A 16,523-nucleotide genomic window follows, 5' to 3' on the forward strand; every position below is an offset into this window, starting at 1 on the left:
TCAGGGAGTAGACCATGACATTTTTCCGCACCGGAGCGCTGGTGGCTGCCTTGGCAATGTTTGCCGGCGCTGCGACAGCAGCACCTTTGAAGTTACAGCCAGCTAGCCCTCAGCCCAGCCCAAAAGCTGGCTTGAACGTAAAATACAGTTGGGAAGGTAACCCGCCTCGCAAAATCCAGAACCTCTCGAAGGTCAATCATCTATTGAAGAAGGCAAAGCCGGGTCAGCCCCTCCGAGGTTTGGACTATAGAGACACGAACGAAGGTGATCCTGTCCTGACCTACAATCAGGCGTTCAATGTTGCCGCGGAAATCAGCGGATATATCCGGTTTGATTCACCCGGAGTTTACGAGCTTGAGACCTGGTCGAACGATGGGATTGACGCCTGGGTCGGCGGTCAGCAGATCGGCTATGTCAACGGCCGTCAGGGCTGCGAAGCCAACCAACGCACCGAGGTCGAGGTGCCGCAGGCGGGTTGGTATCCAATCAAAATCAAGTATTTTCAGAAATACGGTACCTCGTGCCTGATGATGAAATCAGGAAAGAAGGGTGAGCGTTTCACATGGACACCAAACAATGTATTTGGACGCTGATCAGATCGATTGGGGCGCTCAGCTGAGCGCCCTTTTTCTTAGCTACCCGCCGCGATTAATTCTGCCTGCGCCACAATAACCTCGGCTTGCTTAATCGAAGCGATATCGACCAAACGCCCTTTGTAGACCGTCGCGCCTTCACCGTTGGCTTTTGCCTGTTCCATGGCGGCCAGAATCTCGCGCGCTTCGGACACTGCTTCATCCGACGGTGTGAAGACCTGATTGGCCAATGCGATTTGCTTGGGGTGGATGGCCCATTTGCCGACCATCCCCAGTGTGGCAGACCGTTTGGCCTGCGCGATATAGCCCTCATCATCCGAAAAATTGCCGAACGGACCATCCACCGGCAGCACGCCATGGGTGCGGCAGGCGGCGACAATTGCGGCCTGCGCCCAGTGCCACGGATCGGACCAGTGCTTTTTGCCTTCGCGCAGCATATAGTAGTTTTCCTGCGTACCCCCGATGCCGGTTGTCTGCATGCCCATTGAGGCTGCAAAATCTGCGGCGCCAAGGCTCATGGCCTGCAGGCGCGGGGATGAGGCTGCGATTTCTTCGACATGCGCCAGTCCGGCGGCGGATTCGATGATCACTTCGAATGAAATTGGCTTGGTTCGACCCTTGGCACGCTCGATTGCGGTAACCAGAGCGTCCACGGCATAGACATCGGCCGCGCAGCCTACCTTGGGGATCATGATCTGATCCAGACGGTCGCCTGCCTGTTCCAGCACATCAACCACGTCACGGTACCAATAGGGTGTATCCAGCCCATTGATCCGAACCGACATGTATTTATTGCCCCAATCAACTGTGTTCAGCGCCTCGATTACGTTAGCGCGAGCGGTATCCTTGTCGGAAGGAGCCACCGAATCTTCTAGATCCAGATTAATGACGTCTGCAGCTGATGCTGCCATCTTGGGAAATAGCTTGGTGTTCGAGCCCGGGCCAAACAGTTGGCAGCGATTGGGCCGGGCCGGAGCGGCAGGTTGGATGCGGAAGCTCATTTGGACCTCATGCGAGTAAGGAAATTGCGTTCAGGGTTGGTCATGGGATATTAAATTGCGCAATGCTGCGCAAGCGTGATTGTGCATATGCGGCAATGCGTATGCAGCATGATTGAAGATACTGGCAAAATGGGGTGCTAAAAGTTTGATCAGTTTAAAAACTTCGAACAATCTTGTGTAAGAATGCCCAAATGCGCAAAAACTTCCCGCTGTGGGCGGGCAGGCAAGAAGAATTTGAGAAACCCTCGTCAAAACGGTTCTCTAGCTTAAGCCAGAATCAAAGGAGTGCACCGCAATGATCGAGACACCGTACCTGTTGTTTTTGGGCGATGCGCCCGACTTGTTGGCGGCCAAAGTGGCCATTGGTATCCGGGACTGGCGTCCTGAGAATGCAGTGGGTCAAATAAGGCTGGATGGTTGCAAGACTGATTTGGGTCTTACCGAAATGACACTTGCCGAAGGTAAAGCTGCTGGTGCCAAGACTCTTGTCATTGGTGTTGCCAACCGGGGTGGGGTCATCAGTGAGGCCTGGAAAGAGGTCCTGATCGCAGCGTTGGAAATGGGTTATGATCTGGCGTCGGGCCTGCACAACCTGCTGCGCGACGAAGGCGATCTGGTTGCTGCGGCACAGACTCACGGCTGCACGTTGCACGACGTCCGTGTGCCGACCGTAGGATATCCTATCGCAAACGGCCGCAAGCGTACTGGTAAGCGGTGCCTGGCCGTTGGAACCGACTGCTCTGCCGGCAAGATGTACACTGCGATGTCCATGGACGCTGAAATGCGCAAACGCGGCATGAAATCCACCTTCCGGGCCACCGGTCAGACCGGAATTCTGGTCACGGGTCAGGGCGTTCCGCTGGATGCGGTTATCGCCGATTTCATGGCGGGATCCGTTGAGTATTTGACACCGGACAACGATCCGGATCACTGGGATCACATCGAAGGGCAGGGCTCGTTGTTCCATGTGTCCTATTCTGGCGTGACCATGGCGCTGATTCATGGCGGTCAGCCCGACGCGCTGATCCTGTGCCACGAGCCGACCCGGACCCATATGCGAGGATTGCCTGAGTATTCGCTGCCGACGCTGGAGCAGTTGCGCGACACAGCGCTGCCGCTGGCGCGTGTTGCTAACCCGGAATGCCAGGTTGCGGGCGTGTCGATCAACACCCAGCATCTGAGCGAAGACGACGCACACGCATACATCGCCAAGGTTGAGACCGAGATGGGTATCCCAGCAACCGATCCTTACCGGTTTGGTGCCGGTAAACTGGTGGATGCGCTGGCCGCACTGTGATCTAAGCAGGTTGCCGATCGCCCCTTGCTGTCGGCAACAGACATCACTTTCGATGAAAGGTTGAACGCGTGCAGATTGACGTTTCCCGCGATGTATTTCGGCTTGCGCAGGTATTCACTATCTCGCGCGGCTCACGGACTGAGGCAAAGGTCCTGACGGTTCGGATCTCGGATGGTGTGCATCATGGTTGGGGCGAGTGCGTGCCCTATGCGCGCTATGACGAAACGCTGGATTCAGTCGAGGCCGAGATTGCCGGCCTGCCCGACGTATTCTCTCGCTATTCCCTGATGGATCTGCTGCCTGCCGGCGCGGCTCGGAATGCATTGGATTGTGCGCTTTGGGACCTTGAGGCGAAACGCTCCGGCAAACGGGCGTGGGAGCTGGCGGAACTTGCCGCACCGGGGCCTGAAGTTACGGCCTATACTCTTTCCCTGGACACTCCCGAGGCAATGCAGGCACAGGCGGCAGAAAATGCGTTCCGACCCTTGTTGAAGATCAAACTTGGTACACCGGACGACATGCCCCGGCTTGAGGCCGTGCGGGCTGGTGCGCCGGAGTCCAAAATCATTATCGACGCCAATGAGGGTTGGTCTGCTGAAGTGTACGCCGATCTTGCGCCGCATCTTGTGCGACTGGGCGTTGCTCTGGTTGAACAACCTCTGCCAGCCGGTGAGGATGATGCACTGATCGGCATGGATCGTCCGGTGCCGGTATGTGCCGACGAATCCTGTCACGATCGGGCCAGCTTGCCTGCGCTAAAAGGCAAATATGATGTGGTGAACATCAAACTCGACAAGACCGGCGGTCTGACCGAGGCGCTCGAACTGCGCAAGGCCGCGCTGGCCGAGGGCTATGGCATCATGGTCGGATGCATGGTTGGAAGTTCGCTGGCCATGGCACCTGCAACGCTGGTCGCGCAGGGTGCGATGGTGACGGACCTTGACGGACCGCTTTTGTTGGCAGAAGACCGCGACACACCCCTGATTTTTGATGACGCCGGAGTGCATCCGCCCAAAGCGGCACTTTGGGGCTGAGGAGAAGAACATGACCCGCACCGTTTATGTGAATGGCGAATACCTGCCTGAAACCGAGGCAAGCGTCTCGATCTTTGATCGAGGTTTCCTGTTTGCAGACGCCGTCTACGAAGTGACCAGTGTGCTGGATGGTAAGCTGGTCGATTTCGAAGGCCACGCGGTGCGGCTGAAACGCTCGCTGGACGAGTTACAGATGGCTGAACCCTGCAGCAAAGAAGAACTTCTGGAAATCCATCGCAAACTGGTCGAGCTGAACGACATCGAAGAAGGTCTGATCTATCTACAGGTTTCGCGCGGCAGTGACGGCGACCGGGATTTTGTGTTTCCGTCAGCGGATACCAAGCCTACGCTTGTTCTGTTCACGCAGAATAAGCCAGGTCTGGCCGACAGCCCCGCGTCGAAGAAAGGGGCCAAGGTTATTTCGATCGACGACATCCGATGGGGCCGCCGCGATATCAAAACCGTACAGTTGCTGTATCCGTCCATGGGCAAGATGATGGCGAAAGCGGCTGGCTGTGACGATGCCTGGTTGGTTGAAGACGGCTATGTCACCGAAGGCACCAGCAACAACGCCTATTTCGTCAAGAACGGCAAGATCGTCACCCGCCCGCTGTCCAACGACATTCTGCACGGCATCACCCGCAAGGCGGTTCTGCGCATGGCAGCCGAGGCGCAGATGGAGATTGAGGAGCGCCTGTTCACCATCGACGAGGCGAAAGAGGCGGATGAGGCCTTCACCACTTCGGCCAGCGCTTTTGTCATGCCGGTGGTTGAGATTGATGGCGTGGCACTGGGTGATGGCACGCCGGGCCCGATTGCCAAACGCCTTCGCGAGATCTATCTGGACGAAAGCCGAAAGGCTGCAATCTAAACCAAATGCCCGCCAGTATGGCGGGCATTTTTCGTTTTCGGGGCGTCAGCCTTTTTTTGTGACGTTCTCTTCAAACGCGACCTTGAAGGAAGCTTGTTTCTCGGCGTTCGCTTCGGTCTGGTAGTTGGCCTTCCACTCATCCATGGTCATGCCATAGAAAATCTCGCGCGCTTCGTTTTTGTCCATGTTGATGCCCTTGGCATTGGCTGCTTCCTGATACCAGCGCGACAGGCAATTGCGGCAGAACCCGGTCAGATTCATCATATCGATGTTCTGTACGTCGGTGCGATCCTGCATCAGATGCTGCTGCAAACGGCGAAACGCTGCGGCCTGAAGTTCGATTTCAGTTTGCTTGTCCATTGTCGGGCTCCGAATGATTGTCTTGCGATCTGGACCTGACCTAGCAATCCGTGGGCCATGTTACAACGAACAGGAGGGGCCCTAAGGCCCCTTGGAACGTCAGGTTTGGATGCTTTATGCCAGTTTGAGGGCCAGCCACGGCACAAGGCAAAAAATGATTGTCAGGATTTTGTAGTTCGCAAGATATCTGAAATAGGCCCTCTTTACGTCGGCCCGCTCCATTTGGAACATTCTGCCATGCACGGCTGCAATCCAGTCCTGCATGATGAGGATCATAAGTGTGCTGAACAACAAAACAGCGATGTTAAGGGCGGTCATCCAGCCGAAGACAGTTGTCAGGAATTCCTGAGTCATGGTCGTCTCCTTTCCCTTAATATATGGGTGTCAGTACATTGGCTCACAATATTTCGAGGATCGGAAGCGGCATGAAGTGACCTTACGTCATAGTCCGCTATCGTTCAGTGCATCCTGCAGAATAACGGCCAATCGTTCGGCCCAGCTGCGTTGCCCGTCATGATCCGCAATCAGATCATTACGCAGCTCGATCAGTGCATTAGGACGGCCGAAACTGCTGCAATGCTTGTCGATCGCATCGCCGGGTAGCACACCTGTATAGGGTTCATTTACCCCAACGCACAGATCATCCTCGGCGTTCAACCGGTTGATCAGCGGGCGCGAGAACCGCTCATCCGGTGTGTGCAAGACGCCGATGTGCCACGGCCGAGGATCGCGGCCACGGAGCTGGCGCGTAAAGGAATGCATCGAGATGATGACCGCATGCGGCAGGGCTGCAAGCTCTGCCAGCGCATCGTGATAGGGCCGGTAGCACATGGTCAGACGACGCTCACGCTCGGTCGCATCTGCGTGTCGGTTACCGGGGATGATCGAGCCGTCATAGAGCTTCATCAACAGCGTCGGATCGTCCTCGCCCCGGTTGGGGTCAATCACGAGGCGCGAGAAGTTGGCTGCGATTACGGGGGCGTTCAGAACCTCACCCAGATGCTTTGAGACCTCGTAGGCGCCCACGTCATAAGCGATATGGCGTTCCATATCTTCGCGCGGCAGGCCCAGGTCTCCGCCGCTGATTTCGGGCGGCACCATGTTGGTTGCATGGTCGCAAGTAATCAGCCAACGCGACGGGCGATCCGCGCCGTGAACAAAAAACGGAGAGTATGTCATGAGCCTGTCATCTTGTTTGTCGCAGGTGTAGGACAGTTGCGTTGGAAAGGGAATTGCGCAATAAGCAGCCTGAGCAATGTTTGCGGTAACATTTACGCGTTTGAGGAGAGCCTGATCAATGCGACGCCTGAGAAATGTGAAAATCGTGGCGACGCTGGGACCGGCGTCCAATGACTATGACACCATCCGTGCGCTGCATGAGGCCGGGGCCGATGTATTCCGGCTGAACATGAGCCATGGCAGCCACGATGAGATTCGCGAGAGGCACCGTATAATCCGGCAGATCGAAAAGGATCTGGAAAGCCCGATCGCGATTCTGGCTGATCTGCAGGGGCCAAAGCTGCGCGTTGGCGTGTTTGCAAATGATGCGGAAGAACTGGAGGAGGGCGCCGCATTCCGTCTGGATCTTGATCCGGCAGCCGGGGATATCACCCGGGTCTGCCTGCCACATCCCGAAATTTTTGCCGCATTGGAGCCAGGTGCGCGCCTACTGGTCAATGACGGAAAGATTCGTCTGATCGTGCAGGATTGCGGTCAGGATTTTGCACATTGCACGGTCGAAGTCGGTGGCACGATTTCGAACCGCAAGGGTGTGAACGTGCCTGACGTGGTGCTGCCATTGGCAGCGCTGTCGGCCAAGGATCGCGACGATCTGGAATTTGTCTGCCAACTGGGTGTGGACTGGTTGGCGCTGAGCTTCGTTCAGCGTGCCAAGGATGTGTTCGAGGCGCGCGCACTGGCGGATGGCCGAGCATCGATCTTGTCCAAGATCGAAAAACCTGCTGCGGTCGAAGCTTTTGACGATATCCTTGACGCCTCAGACGGGATCATGGTTGCGCGGGGTGATCTGGGCGTCGAACTGCCTGTTTCGGCAGTCCCCCCGATCCAAAAACGTCTGGTGCGTAAATGCCGTACAGCCGCGAAGCCTGTGATTGTCGCAACCCAGATGCTGGAAAGCATGATCGAAAGCCCAATGCCCACACGGGCCGAGGTTTCGGACGTGGCCACCGCGATCTACGAGGGTACCGATGCAATCATGCTGAGTGCTGAATCGGCTGCTGGTTCTTATCCCATCGAGGCGGTTCAGACGATGAACAAGGTTGCCATCGAAGTTGAAGCTGACCCAACCTACACTCAGATTATTGCCGCGTCGCGTACCGCCAAGGGTACGACCATCGCTGATGGTATCGTGGCTGCGGCACGCGAGATTGCCGAAAAGACTGATATCAAAGCCATCTGCTGCTTCACTCAAAGCGGGACCACCGCCTTGCTCACCGCCCGTGAGCGTCCCGGTGTGCCTATCATCGCAATGACCCCCGCCACTGGCACCGCCCGCAGGCTTTGCCTGAGCTGGGGTTGTCATTGCGTCTTAACCCCTGAACAAGAGCGGTTCAAAGGTGCGGTCGTCAGCGCCGCTCGCGCCGCCCGTTCGGGTGGTTTCGCCGCTGAGACTGATCAGATTGTGGTCACCGCCGGCGTCCCTTTCAATGTTCCTGGCACCACCAACATCTTACGTATCGCCCCTTGTGATGAACGGCTGATCTACAACACTGATCCGGGCTAAGCCCGGATCACCACTACTAATTTCAGTTTGATACCAAGCGTATGCCTAATATTTGGGCATATAATAATATTTATTTACAGTGTCTTAGAAGTTTGAGGGTTGTATCCAGCAATAATCTCTCTGTTTTTGCGTGTTTTTTCGGGATACTTGCCCTTAGGGCGGTCTACTCAAGCAAGTTCCAGGTTCCGGCTGCCCTGCCGGGGGCGAGGGCCCCGGCCAAAGCAACAATAACGGAGGAACGGCATGACAACGAAAATTGTCATAGGACTGGACGGGACAGAAACCGGAGAACGCGCGATCGCCTTTGCCAAAGACTTGGCCGGGCGTATCGGTTCATGCGAGCTTCTGGCGGTTTACGTCATCGAATGGTCTCCTTTCACATTCCAGACACCAGAAGAGAACGCCCTACGCCACAAACGGCGCGAAGAAGAGGTTGCGTTAGCTACGTCACGGATCATCGAGCCAGCGGTTGAAGCGTTGAAGGCTGCAGGATTCGAGGCGCGCGGCATCGTCCGTCACGGAGATGTGGCGGAAACGCTGAATGCAATCACGGTTGAAAACGGTGGCTCCCAGATCGTTGTGGGTCGGGCCTCGGCAGATGGGTTTAAAAAACGCCTGTTTGGCAGTTCGACCCAGAACCTTGTCATGCACGCCGATGTTCCGGTTACGGTCGTGAACTGAGGGGAGAGATTATGATGAATATTCAGAACAAACTGAGTCTGGCAGCACTTGCCGCTCTGGTTGCGAGCCCCACTGCCGCACAGGAGGCGGTCGGGTTGGACGATAAAATCAACCAGGCCTTTGCTGATTTCACCGGGCCTTTCGTCAGCTTTATTTTTGCCCCGTTTCCGGGCACCGGGTTCCCTTGGATCGTGGGTTGGCTGGTCATCGCCGCGACCGTCTTCACGCTTTATTTTGCCTTTGTACAATTGCGTTTCTTCGGTCATGCGATCAGCCTTGTGAAAGGTGACTATTCTGATCCCAATGATGCGGGTGAAGTTAGCCACTTTCAGGCGCTGGCAACGGCGCTGTCCGGTACAGTTGGCCTCGGTAATATTGCCGGTGTTGCGGTCGCCGTCGGTATCGGCGGGCCAGGTGCAACTTTTTGGATGATTGTCGCGGGCCTGTTGGGCATGGCGTCGAAATTCACCGAATGTACGCTGGGTGTAAAGTACCGCAACGAATATGATGACGGCACCGTTTCTGGTGGTCCAATGTATTATATGTCGAAAGGGTTCAACGAACTGGGCCTGCCGGGCGGTAAAATTCTGGCCGTTCTGTTCTCGATCTTCTGCATCCTTGGCGCGCTTGGTGGGGGCAATATGTTCCAGGCCAATCAAGCGCATCAGCAGATCGCAGGCATCGTCGGAGATTACCCGGGCTGGATCACTGGCCTGGTCTTTGCAGGCATCGTCTTTGCAGTGATCGTGGGCGGCCTGAAATCCATCGCGCGCGTGACTGAGAAAGTCGTTCCTTTCATGGGCGTGATGTATGTGGCCGCGGCGCTGGTGATCATCCTGATGAACGCGGATCAGATCGGTTGGGCCTTTGGCCAGATCTTCGCAGGAGCCTTCACCGGTCTTGGTGTTGCTGGCGGTATGGTCGGCGCATTGATCCAGGGCTTCCGGCGTGCGGCGTTCTCGAACGAAGCGGGCGTTGGTTCAGCGGCGATTGCCCACTCGGCGGTTCGCACCAAAGAACCGATCACCGAAGGGTTCGTGTCGCTGCTGGAGCCGTTCATTGATACGGTTGTGATCTGTACCATGACCGCGTTGGTGATCATCATCACGCAGCAGCTGATCGTCGATCCGGAGACCGGAAACTATATGCTGAACGAAGCCGGTAATGCCATCGCAACGGTTGACGGAAACTCGGGTGTCAGCCTGACTTCAGCCGCCTTTGGCAGCGCGTTCAGTTGGTTCCCTTACGTTTTGGCAATCGCAGTAGTTCTGTTCGCCTTCTCGACCATGATCAGCTGGTCCTACTACGGCCTCAAGGCCTGGACCTACCTGTTCGGTGAGGGTCACACCAAGGAACTGGTGTTCAAGGTCATCTTCTGCATCTTCGTAGTCATCGGTGCAGCGGCTAACCTTGGCCCCGTTATCGACTTCTCGGATGCGGCGATCTTTGCCATGGCGGTTGTGAACGTCTTCGCGCTCTACTTCCTGATGAAAGTGGTACGTCAGGAACTGGCGTCCTACGCCGAACGGCTGAAGAGTGGCGAAATCCGCAAATTCGAACATTAATCCAAACTACCGGGGCGGCGCGCGTCGCCCCGGTGCCTAGCCAGCCTGCAAAAAGCGCAGATTCTGGCCCAAACCCCCTTGCCAGTATGACCGAACTTGCGTAAACGGCGCTTCTGATCGCGTGACCGGCCGAGATGGCATGCCGAGTCGCGTTTGAAACCGAACCCCGAAAGGAGACGGAAATGCCTAAGATGAAGACAAAGTCGAGCGCCAAAAAGCGCTTTAAGGTGACTGCGACCGGTAAGGTCCTTGCTGGCCAGGCCGGCAAACGGCACGGCATGATCAAGCGGACCAAGAAATTCATCCGCGACGCCCGTGGCAACACCACCCTGTCCGCCCCCGACGCCAAGATCGTCAAGGGCTACATGCCCTACGACCGCTAAGAGGAGATTAAGAGATGTCCCGCGTTAAAGGTGGAACCGTAACTCACGCCCGTCACAAGAAGGTCATCAAGGCTGCCAAAGGTTACTATGGCCGCCGCAAGAGCACCTTCAAGGTTGCCCGTCAGGCCGTAGACAAGGCCAACCAGTACGCAACCCGCGACCGCAAGAACCGCAAGCGCAACTTCCGCGCGCTGTGGATCCAGCGTATCAACGCCGCTGTCCGTTCGCATGACGAGGCACTGACATATTCCCGCTTCATTAACGGCCTGAACCTGGCCGGTATCGAAGTGGACCGCAAAGTTCTGGCCGACCTGGCTGTGCACGAACCGGAAGCGTTCGGCGCGATCGTCGCCAAAGCACAGGCCGCGCTGGCTGCCTGAACCTCTTTCGAGAGACAGTGAATGAAAGGCCGTCCCAGTTGGGACGGTCTTTTCTTGTTTTCAGAATGGGTGTCAAGTTCGTTAGCATGCGAGGTTTAGCTTTCCAGGGCGACGATATAGATACCCCAAATGGCTGATCGCTGACCCCGCCTACAATGGCAACGGCGGTAGGATGCGATACCTTCGTTAGGTTCCAATTAGGCGCTGTGACTACTTGACTGCTTCGCTCCCAAAATCAGATGAGATGCGAAAATGTGCAGTGAAGAAAAGAACGACCTGGCCGTAATCGATTTGTATATGACCGGCTTCAATTGAGGCGATAAGGCACTTCTGATGATGGCATTCCATCCGTGATTTGTGCAGTCAGGGCTGATAGAAGGCGAACTTCAATGGAACAGCGCTGAGAAGTTCGCGGGTTTCTGAGTAGAAGCTGCTTCGCATCCCAAGGGTTCAGCCCCGACAGGCAAATCAAATCATCGAATGTTTCCGGCGCAACTGCGGGCGCGGTTGTCCACGATCAATTGGGACAACAAAGGTTTACAACACACTCACTCTGCTGAATGACCGGGTACGCTGGCAGATCGTCTTCGGGGCGTTTCAATGGCTCGCATAGCGGATAAGAAGGCGTTGTAAGGGCTCTCTGCCAAACTTGGAACGTTCACAGCACCGAAGTATAACCAGACCTTGATTTAGAAATGGCGATGCTGCGTTGTAGCAGGTTGGAATGGCATAAATTGCTATCGAATCGTTCTCGGTCGATCAATATCGAGCAACGCGGACGCCAGCGTTAAAGCCGCTGACAGCGATACCTCAAAACCAGACTTATTGAAAATCAGCAGCACTTTAGCGCAGAATCTGTGACTAACTTGCTAGCAGTAACCGCAAGTGTAACCCCCCCAGCCCGCATTGGACATACACTACGGCCAGTTAATTCCCCTGATTACGAGCTTCCAGCCGTTCAAGGTTTACAACCGTCGAAAGCATAAGACGATCATGGCTCCAATCCTGAGTTTGACGAACCGAGGCCGAACCAATTGCAAGCACAACAACAAGGGAAAGCGCCGACCCAACGAAAATAGCCGACAATTGGGTCGTCGTCACTGGTGCATCGGTCAGGGCGATCACACGCTGTCGCAGAACATGCTTTGCTTTCGGCCCGTTAACCAAGGCCACATGAAGAATGCGAGGGCTTTTTAGCTTAACCGATCGTGTGCAGTAGTCCAGTAAACAGGCGGTATAGTCGGTCGCGTCAATCCCTTTACGCGAGACGACAGACTGATCGCAGGCCAATTCGCGAAGCCGGTCAAACTGATGCTTCATAGCCAGATAGGCCGGGTTCCAGAACAGCAACGGGCGTAAAAGCTCGAAACCCAGTTCCCATTCCACGTCCAATGCGCGGATGTGCTGAAACTCGTGCGCCAGAGCATAGCGCAGATCGCGTGGCGAGTTCAGTAGATGGCTGGGCAAAACAACGTGGCGGCGACGAAGGCCGCGTACTGCAAAGGGTACGGTCACGCGATCCGAAAGACGAATGTCCACTTTGGCCGATTGTCGCCATAGAAAGCTGGAGCTTACAGCGTTGCGAATTGCAAGCGCGTTGAGGGCAACCCGAATTGCCAGAACAGCCGCCACCAAAACCAGTGTAATCAACGCACAAGTCACAAAAACAGAGCCGCCTGACATGACATGATCAACCCAGCGTTCGCGCGTGTTCAGAAGGGTTTCGAACTGCGCAGCCGGCATTGCGATTTCGCCGCGCAAATAGGCTGCCACTGCGATATCCCCCAGCGCAACAACCCGTCCGGGCCATACCTGAGCAACAAAACCCGAAACACCCATCGCCAGAACCGGGCTGAGCATAACGCCGATGCAGAGTATCTTGAGCGAACGAAGCTGAGCAACAAAGCCGTACCGCATGGGCGTCAGCGCAAGGCCTCCGCGCACGGCCAGCCAGATCAGCGCCGACAATCCAAGCACTATGTTGAACTCGAGAAACGCATCGAGAACCGGTTTAACCGCTGTCATTTTGCAGTCTCCTCTCTACCAGTGCTCGAATCTCCTCTAGATCATCTTCTGTCAGCCCCTCATCATCGACCAGCCTTGCCACCAGAGTTGCGGGCGTGTCGTCAAACAGGGTCCGGGACAAATTCTGCAACGACCGCGACTGATACCTGTCTTTCTCCAGAAGGGGTCTGTAGATCAGCGACTTGCCGTTCTTCTCGCTTTCGACAAAGCCCTTTTCATCAAGAATACGCAAAATTGTGGCTCCGGAAGTGTAGGCCAGATTGCGATCAGGTGGCAGGCGATCAAGGACTTCACGGACCGAGCCCTGACCAAGCGCCCAGAGTTCGTTCATGAACTCAAGTTCCACGTCGGTCAGAAGATTTGTTGTCTTTTTCTTTCGCATCGATCTCGGTGTCGCCATTATTTAGTATGCCTGACAGACAAGCATCCTTTCGCTGTTTCTCAAAGCTTAAACTTTCCAGAAGACGAAGACGCCCCAACCGATGGACAGGAAAAGAGGCGTCCATACAGGTTGGCCTACCAGCCCAAGCCAGGCAAGGAAGATATAGGTCGAGCCGAGCAGTGTTATGAACAACCGATCGCCCAACGTGGTTGTCAGACCAAGTACACCGCGACGTTCAAGGCCGTCGCGGAACTTGAACCCTTCCAATAGTCCAATTAGTGCGATGGCCGCGAAGATACCCACGAACACCGCCAACGTCGCCGGGGTCCAGGCCATCCAGAAATCAGGCCAAAGAGGGGCGGTCCAAGAGAATCCCTTTTCCTCTTGCTGGCCAACATTGCCCCATCCGGCTTGCTGGGCGAATGCCATCGAAGGCAGGAAGGGGAGGGTGAGAAGAAGTCTACGCATATCGAACCTCACACACGGCCCATCGCGAAACCGCGCGCGATGTAGTTGCGGACAAACCAGATGACAATGGCACCAGGGATAATGGTCAGTGTTCCCGCGGCTGCCAGCAGACCCAACTCATACCCCGCGCTGGAGGCGGTGCGGGTCATCACGGCGGCGATGGGCTTGGCCTCGACCGCGGTGAGGGTCTTGGCCAGCAGCATCTCGACCCATGAAAACATGAAGCAGAAGAAGGCCGCGACGCCGACACCCGCTTTGATGTTGGGCAGGAAGATCGTCACGAAGAAGCGTGGGAAAGAATAGCCGTCGACATAGGCTGTCTCATCCAATTCTTTCGGGATGCCGCGCATGAAGCCTTCGAGAATCCAGACCGCCAGCGGCACGTTGAACAGCGTGTGCGCGAGCGCCACGGCCAGATAAGTGTCGAACAGGTGGATTGACGAATAGAGCTGGAAGAAGGGCAGCGCGAACACCGCCGCTGGCGCCATCCGGTTGGTCAGCAGCCAGAAGAATAACTGCTTGTCGCCCAGAAACCGATAGCGCGAGAACGCATAGGCCGCTGGCAGCGCTACACAGACCGACAGCACCGTGTTGATCGTCACGTAGATTATCGAGTTGATATAGCCCCAATACCACGTCGGATCGGTGAATATGGTGACGTAGTTCTCCAGCGTGAAGGTCTGGGGGAACAGGGAAAAGCCCGACAGGATCTCGTTCGTGGTCTTGAAGGACATCGCCACCAGCCAATAGATCGGCAGCATCAGGAACGCGATATAGAGGATCGGGATAAGGGACCGCTTCTTCATTGCGCGTCATCCTTTGTCATCAGAGTGTAGAAGACCCAGCTGACCAGCAGCGTGATGGCGAAGTAGATCAGGCTCATCGCGGCCGCAGGGCCAAGGTCGAACTGTCCCAGCGCGATCTTTACAAGGTCGATCGACAGCAAGGTGGTTGAGTTGCCGGGGCCACCGCCGGTCAGAACGAAAGGCTCGGTATAGATGTTGAAACTGTCCATAAAGCGCAGCAGAACGGCGATGGTTAGGACAGTCTTCATCTTGGGCAGCTGGATATAGCGAAACACTGACCACGGGCTGGCACCGTCGATCTTAGCGGCCTGATAATAGGCATCCGGGATCGACACGAGGCCCGCATAACACAGCAGCACAACCAGCGACGTCCAGTGCCAGACATCCATGACGATCACGGTGATCCAGGCCGACAGTGGCTGTTGTGTCATGTCATAGTTGATGCCCAGGACGTCATTCAGGAAGTAGCCCAGCAGGCCGATCTTGGGCAGAGTAAAGATATTCCACATCGAGCCGACCACATTCCACGGGATCAGCATCGGCAGGGCCATCAGGACCAGACAGACCGGCACCCAGAACCCTTTGCGCGGCATGGAAAGCGCCACGATGATACCAAGCGGCACCTCGATCAGCAGGATCAGAAAGGTGAACAGGAACTGCCGTCCCAGAGCTGCCTGAAACCGGTCGGAACGCAGGATCTGTTCGAACCAGCCCAGTCCTTCCCAGAAGAACTGGTTGTTACCGAAGGTCTCCTGCACCGAATAGTTGACCACCGTCATCATCGGCACCAGCGCATTAAACGCGACCAGCGCCAGCACCGGCAGGACAAAGAACCATGCTTTTTGGTTTTCCGTTCTCATTGCGTCCGCTCCTCGGTTGCGATCCAGCCGTCGCGGTAGACGCGAGATTGTTCGGGTTTGAATTGCAGGTACACATGTGAGCCAGGGTTGGGCGCATTGTGTTCTGCTACGGCTTTCACCGGCGTATCACCGACCATGGCACTGACCACATAGTGTCGCCCGATATCTGCGACCTTGGTGACATGGGCAGGGATGCCGGTTTCGCCAAAGCTTATATATTCAGGCCGGATACCCAGATCGGTGCGGCCTCCGTCACCGTGGGTCTGGCCTTCCAGCATCACTTCATGGCCTTCGAACAGGGCCCGATCGCCCTTTGCTTCGCACGGCAGCACATTCATGCCGGGTGAGCCGATGAAATGGCCGACAAATGTGTGCTGAGGGCGTTCGAACAGTTCCACAGGGGTGCCGATCTGCACGACTTCGCCTTCCTGCATCACGACTACTTCGTCCGCGAAGGTCAGCGCCTCGGTCTGGTCGTGCGTGACGTAGATCATCGTGGCTTTGACGCGCTGGTGCAGCTCTTTCAGCTTGGACCGCAGTTTCCATTTCAGATGTGGGTCGATAACAGTCAGCGGCTCATCGAACATCACCGCGTTCACGTCGTCGCGCACCAACCCACGACCCATCGAGATTTTCTGTTTGTTGTCCGGGCTCAGACCTGAGGCCCGGGTATTCAACATATCCGTAACGTCCAGCATTTCTGCAATCTCATCGACGCGACGTTTGATCGTTGCCGGGTCAACCCCCCGGTTCTTCAACGGGAAGGCCAGATTTTCGCCCACAGTCATCGTGTCGTAGATCACCGGGAACTGGAACACCTGCGCAATGTTGCGTTGATCTGGGGGCAAGGCAGTAACGTTCTGACCATCGAACAGAATCTGTCCCTCGGAAGGCGTCAGCAACCCCGAGATGATGTTCAGCAGCGTTGACTTGCCGCATCCTGATGGTCCCAGCAGCGCATAGGCCCCGCCGTCGCGCCAGGTGACGTCGATTTCCTTCAGGGCGTAATCCTGTGGCCCCTTGGGATTGGGGAAATAGCTGTGTCGCAGGTTTGCAAGCTTGATCTGTGCCATG

Annotated in this window: 19 protein-coding genes; 9 read left to right on the forward strand and 10 right to left on the reverse strand. The window is 56.0% G+C overall.

Annotation, left to right across the window (positions count from 1 at the left end; genetic code table 11):
- The first annotated feature begins 14 nt into the window (after positions 1 to 14).
- Positions 15 to 593, forward strand: a complete 579-nt coding sequence (locus AC1DFB_RS01310; protein WP_170395568.1) for a PA14 domain-containing protein — start codon at positions 15 to 17, stop codon at positions 591 to 593.
- Positions 594 to 631: 38 nt separating this feature from the next.
- On the opposite strand, the gene AC1DFB_RS01315 is transcribed toward AC1DFB_RS01310, so the two are convergent.
- Positions 632 to 1,594 carry an L-malyl-CoA/beta-methylmalyl-CoA lyase gene (locus AC1DFB_RS01315; RefSeq protein ID WP_170566141.1) on the reverse strand — a complete coding sequence of 321 codons (963 nt, stop codon included), beginning with the start codon at positions 1,592 to 1,594 and terminating at the stop codon, positions 632 to 634.
- Positions 1,595 to 1,889: 295 nt separating this feature from the next.
- Here AC1DFB_RS01315 and dgcN point away from each other — a divergent pair, with 295 nt between their 5' ends.
- The 3 genes from dgcN (at position 1,890) to AC1DFB_RS01330 (ending at position 4,796) form a co-directional block, all read left to right on the forward strand.
- The gene (gene dgcN / locus AC1DFB_RS01320) at positions 1,890 to 2,891 is read left to right on the forward strand and encodes an N-acetyltransferase DgcN (protein WP_170395572.1); all 1,002 of its coding nucleotides are present in this window, start codon (positions 1,890 to 1,892) and stop codon (positions 2,889 to 2,891) included.
- Between the two features lie 68 nt (positions 2,892 to 2,959).
- Positions 2,960 to 3,925, forward strand: coding sequence for an N-acetyl-D-Glu racemase DgcA (gene dgcA, locus AC1DFB_RS01325; protein ID WP_480921958.1), 966 nt, complete (start codon positions 2,960 to 2,962; stop codon positions 3,923 to 3,925).
- Positions 3,926 to 3,935: 10 nt separating this feature from the next.
- Positions 3,936 to 4,796 (forward strand): D-amino-acid transaminase, encoded by an 861-nt coding sequence (locus AC1DFB_RS01330; protein WP_170395576.1) that lies wholly within the window; start codon positions 3,936 to 3,938, stop codon positions 4,794 to 4,796.
- A gap of 45 nt (positions 4,797 to 4,841) precedes the next feature.
- Here AC1DFB_RS01330 and AC1DFB_RS01335 read toward each other — a convergent pair whose 3' ends face one another.
- The 3 genes from AC1DFB_RS01335 to AC1DFB_RS01345 all read right to left on the reverse strand — a co-directional run bounded on the left by AC1DFB_RS01335 (position 4,842) and on the right by AC1DFB_RS01345 (position 6,335).
- Positions 4,842 to 5,156: a DUF1244 domain-containing protein gene (locus tag AC1DFB_RS01335; protein WP_480921959.1), complete on the reverse strand. Its 315-nt coding sequence runs from the start codon at positions 5,154 to 5,156 to the stop codon at positions 4,842 to 4,844.
- Positions 5,157 to 5,270: 114 nt separating this feature from the next.
- On the reverse strand, positions 5,271 to 5,510 hold the full coding sequence (locus AC1DFB_RS01340) for a DUF6868 family protein (protein WP_480921960.1): 240 nt from the start codon (positions 5,508 to 5,510) through the stop codon (positions 5,271 to 5,273).
- An 87-nt stretch (positions 5,511 to 5,597) separates the two neighbouring features.
- Positions 5,598 to 6,335: an N-formylglutamate amidohydrolase gene (locus AC1DFB_RS01345; RefSeq protein ID WP_170512699.1), complete on the reverse strand. Its 738-nt coding sequence runs from the start codon at positions 6,333 to 6,335 to the stop codon at positions 5,598 to 5,600.
- 118 nt (positions 6,336 to 6,453) lie between these two features.
- Between AC1DFB_RS01345 and pyk the strand changes: the two genes are divergently transcribed.
- From pyk to rplT, 5 genes are all read left to right on the forward strand, one after another.
- Positions 6,454 to 7,899, forward strand: a complete 1,446-nt coding sequence (pyk, locus tag AC1DFB_RS01350) for a pyruvate kinase (RefSeq protein ID WP_170395584.1) — start codon at positions 6,454 to 6,456, stop codon at positions 7,897 to 7,899.
- Positions 7,900 to 8,142: 243 nt separating this feature from the next.
- Positions 8,143 to 8,580 (forward strand): universal stress protein, encoded by a 438-nt coding sequence (locus AC1DFB_RS01355; RefSeq protein WP_170395586.1) that lies wholly within the window; start codon positions 8,143 to 8,145, stop codon positions 8,578 to 8,580.
- Positions 8,581 to 8,594: 14 nt separating this feature from the next.
- A complete protein-coding gene (locus AC1DFB_RS01360) occupies positions 8,595 to 10,145 on the forward strand; it encodes an alanine/glycine:cation symporter family protein (protein ID WP_170465878.1) in 1,551 nt (516 codons plus the stop codon).
- Between the two features lie 182 nt (positions 10,146 to 10,327).
- Positions 10,328 to 10,528, forward strand: a complete 201-nt coding sequence (rpmI, locus tag AC1DFB_RS01365) for a 50S ribosomal protein L35 (protein ID WP_010443552.1) — start codon at positions 10,328 to 10,330, stop codon at positions 10,526 to 10,528.
- A gap of 14 nt (positions 10,529 to 10,542) precedes the next feature.
- Entirely contained in the window at positions 10,543 to 10,908 is a 366-nt protein-coding gene (gene rplT, locus AC1DFB_RS01370; RefSeq protein WP_008756009.1) for a 50S ribosomal protein L20, read from the forward strand.
- Between the two features lie 927 nt (positions 10,909 to 11,835).
- On the opposite strand, the gene AC1DFB_RS01375 is transcribed toward rplT, so the two are convergent.
- The 6 genes from AC1DFB_RS01375 to AC1DFB_RS01400 form a co-directional block, all read right to left on the reverse strand.
- A complete protein-coding gene (locus AC1DFB_RS01375) occupies positions 11,836 to 12,933 on the reverse strand; it encodes a M56 family metallopeptidase (RefSeq protein WP_480921961.1) in 1,098 nt (365 codons plus the stop codon).
- Complete coding sequence (locus AC1DFB_RS01380) at positions 12,920 to 13,315, reverse strand: BlaI/MecI/CopY family transcriptional regulator (RefSeq protein ID WP_008759241.1); 396 nt, start codon at positions 13,313 to 13,315, stop codon at positions 12,920 to 12,922. Before AC1DFB_RS01380 ends, AC1DFB_RS01375 begins: the two co-directional genes overlap by 14 nt.
- 66 nt (positions 13,316 to 13,381) lie before the next feature.
- Positions 13,382 to 13,783 (reverse strand): DUF2160 domain-containing protein, encoded by a 402-nt coding sequence (locus AC1DFB_RS01385; protein WP_170401966.1) that lies wholly within the window; start codon positions 13,781 to 13,783, stop codon positions 13,382 to 13,384.
- A gap of 8 nt (positions 13,784 to 13,791) precedes the next feature.
- Positions 13,792 to 14,589, reverse strand: coding sequence for a carbohydrate ABC transporter permease (locus tag AC1DFB_RS01390; RefSeq protein WP_170401963.1), 798 nt, complete (start codon positions 14,587 to 14,589; stop codon positions 13,792 to 13,794).
- A complete protein-coding gene (locus AC1DFB_RS01395) occupies positions 14,586 to 15,449 on the reverse strand; it encodes a carbohydrate ABC transporter permease (protein ID WP_170392846.1) in 864 nt (287 codons plus the stop codon). The genes AC1DFB_RS01390 and AC1DFB_RS01395 overlap by 4 nt, the downstream gene beginning before the upstream one ends.
- Positions 15,446 to 16,522 carry an ABC transporter ATP-binding protein gene (locus tag AC1DFB_RS01400; RefSeq protein WP_170401961.1) on the reverse strand — a complete coding sequence of 359 codons (1,077 nt, stop codon included), beginning with the start codon at positions 16,520 to 16,522 and terminating at the stop codon, positions 15,446 to 15,448. Before AC1DFB_RS01400 ends, AC1DFB_RS01395 begins: the two co-directional genes overlap by 4 nt.
- Position 16,523 lies beyond the last annotated feature (1 nt).

It is taken from the genome of Ruegeria sp. S84, assembly GCF_056583445.1.

Coding starts and splice junctions, on each gene's coding strand:
- AC1DFB_RS01310 (WP_170395568.1), top strand. CDS start 15: ATGACATTTTTCCGCACCGGAGCGCTGGTGGCTGCCTTGGCAATGTTT.
- AC1DFB_RS01315 (WP_170566141.1), bottom strand. CDS start 1,594: ATGAGCTTCCGCATCCAACCTGCCGCTCCGGCCCGGCCCAATCGCTGC.
- dgcN (WP_170395572.1), top strand. CDS start 1,890: ATGATCGAGACACCGTACCTGTTGTTTTTGGGCGATGCGCCCGACTTG.
- AC1DFB_RS01330 (WP_170395576.1), top strand. CDS start 3,936: ATGACCCGCACCGTTTATGTGAATGGCGAATACCTGCCTGAAACCGAG.
- AC1DFB_RS01335 (WP_480921959.1), bottom strand. CDS start 5,156: ATGGACAAGCAAACTGAAATCGAACTTCAGGCCGCAGCGTTTCGCCGT.
- AC1DFB_RS01340 (WP_480921960.1), bottom strand. CDS start 5,510: ATGACTCAGGAATTCCTGACAACTGTCTTCGGCTGGATGACCGCCCTT.
- AC1DFB_RS01345 (WP_170512699.1), bottom strand. CDS start 6,335: ATGACATACTCTCCGTTTTTTGTTCACGGCGCGGATCGCCCGTCGCGT.
- pyk (WP_170395584.1), top strand. CDS start 6,454: ATGCGACGCCTGAGAAATGTGAAAATCGTGGCGACGCTGGGACCGGCG.
- AC1DFB_RS01355 (WP_170395586.1), top strand. CDS start 8,143: ATGACAACGAAAATTGTCATAGGACTGGACGGGACAGAAACCGGAGAA.
- AC1DFB_RS01360 (WP_170465878.1), top strand. CDS start 8,595: ATGAATATTCAGAACAAACTGAGTCTGGCAGCACTTGCCGCTCTGGTT.
- rpmI (WP_010443552.1), top strand. CDS start 10,328: ATGCCTAAGATGAAGACAAAGTCGAGCGCCAAAAAGCGCTTTAAGGTG.
- rplT (WP_008756009.1), top strand. CDS start 10,543: ATGTCCCGCGTTAAAGGTGGAACCGTAACTCACGCCCGTCACAAGAAG.
- AC1DFB_RS01375 (WP_480921961.1), bottom strand. CDS start 12,933: ATGACAGCGGTTAAACCGGTTCTCGATGCGTTTCTCGAGTTCAACATA.
- AC1DFB_RS01380 (WP_008759241.1), bottom strand. CDS start 13,315: ATGCGAAAGAAAAAGACAACAAATCTTCTGACCGACGTGGAACTTGAG.
- AC1DFB_RS01385 (WP_170401966.1), bottom strand. CDS start 13,783: ATGCGTAGACTTCTTCTCACCCTCCCCTTCCTGCCTTCGATGGCATTC.
- AC1DFB_RS01390 (WP_170401963.1), bottom strand. CDS start 14,589: ATGAAGAAGCGGTCCCTTATCCCGATCCTCTATATCGCGTTCCTGATG.
- AC1DFB_RS01395 (WP_170392846.1), bottom strand. CDS start 15,449: ATGAGAACGGAAAACCAAAAAGCATGGTTCTTTGTCCTGCCGGTGCTG.
- AC1DFB_RS01400 (WP_170401961.1), bottom strand. CDS start 16,522: ATGGCACAGATCAAGCTTGCAAACCTGCGACACAGCTATTTCCCCAAT.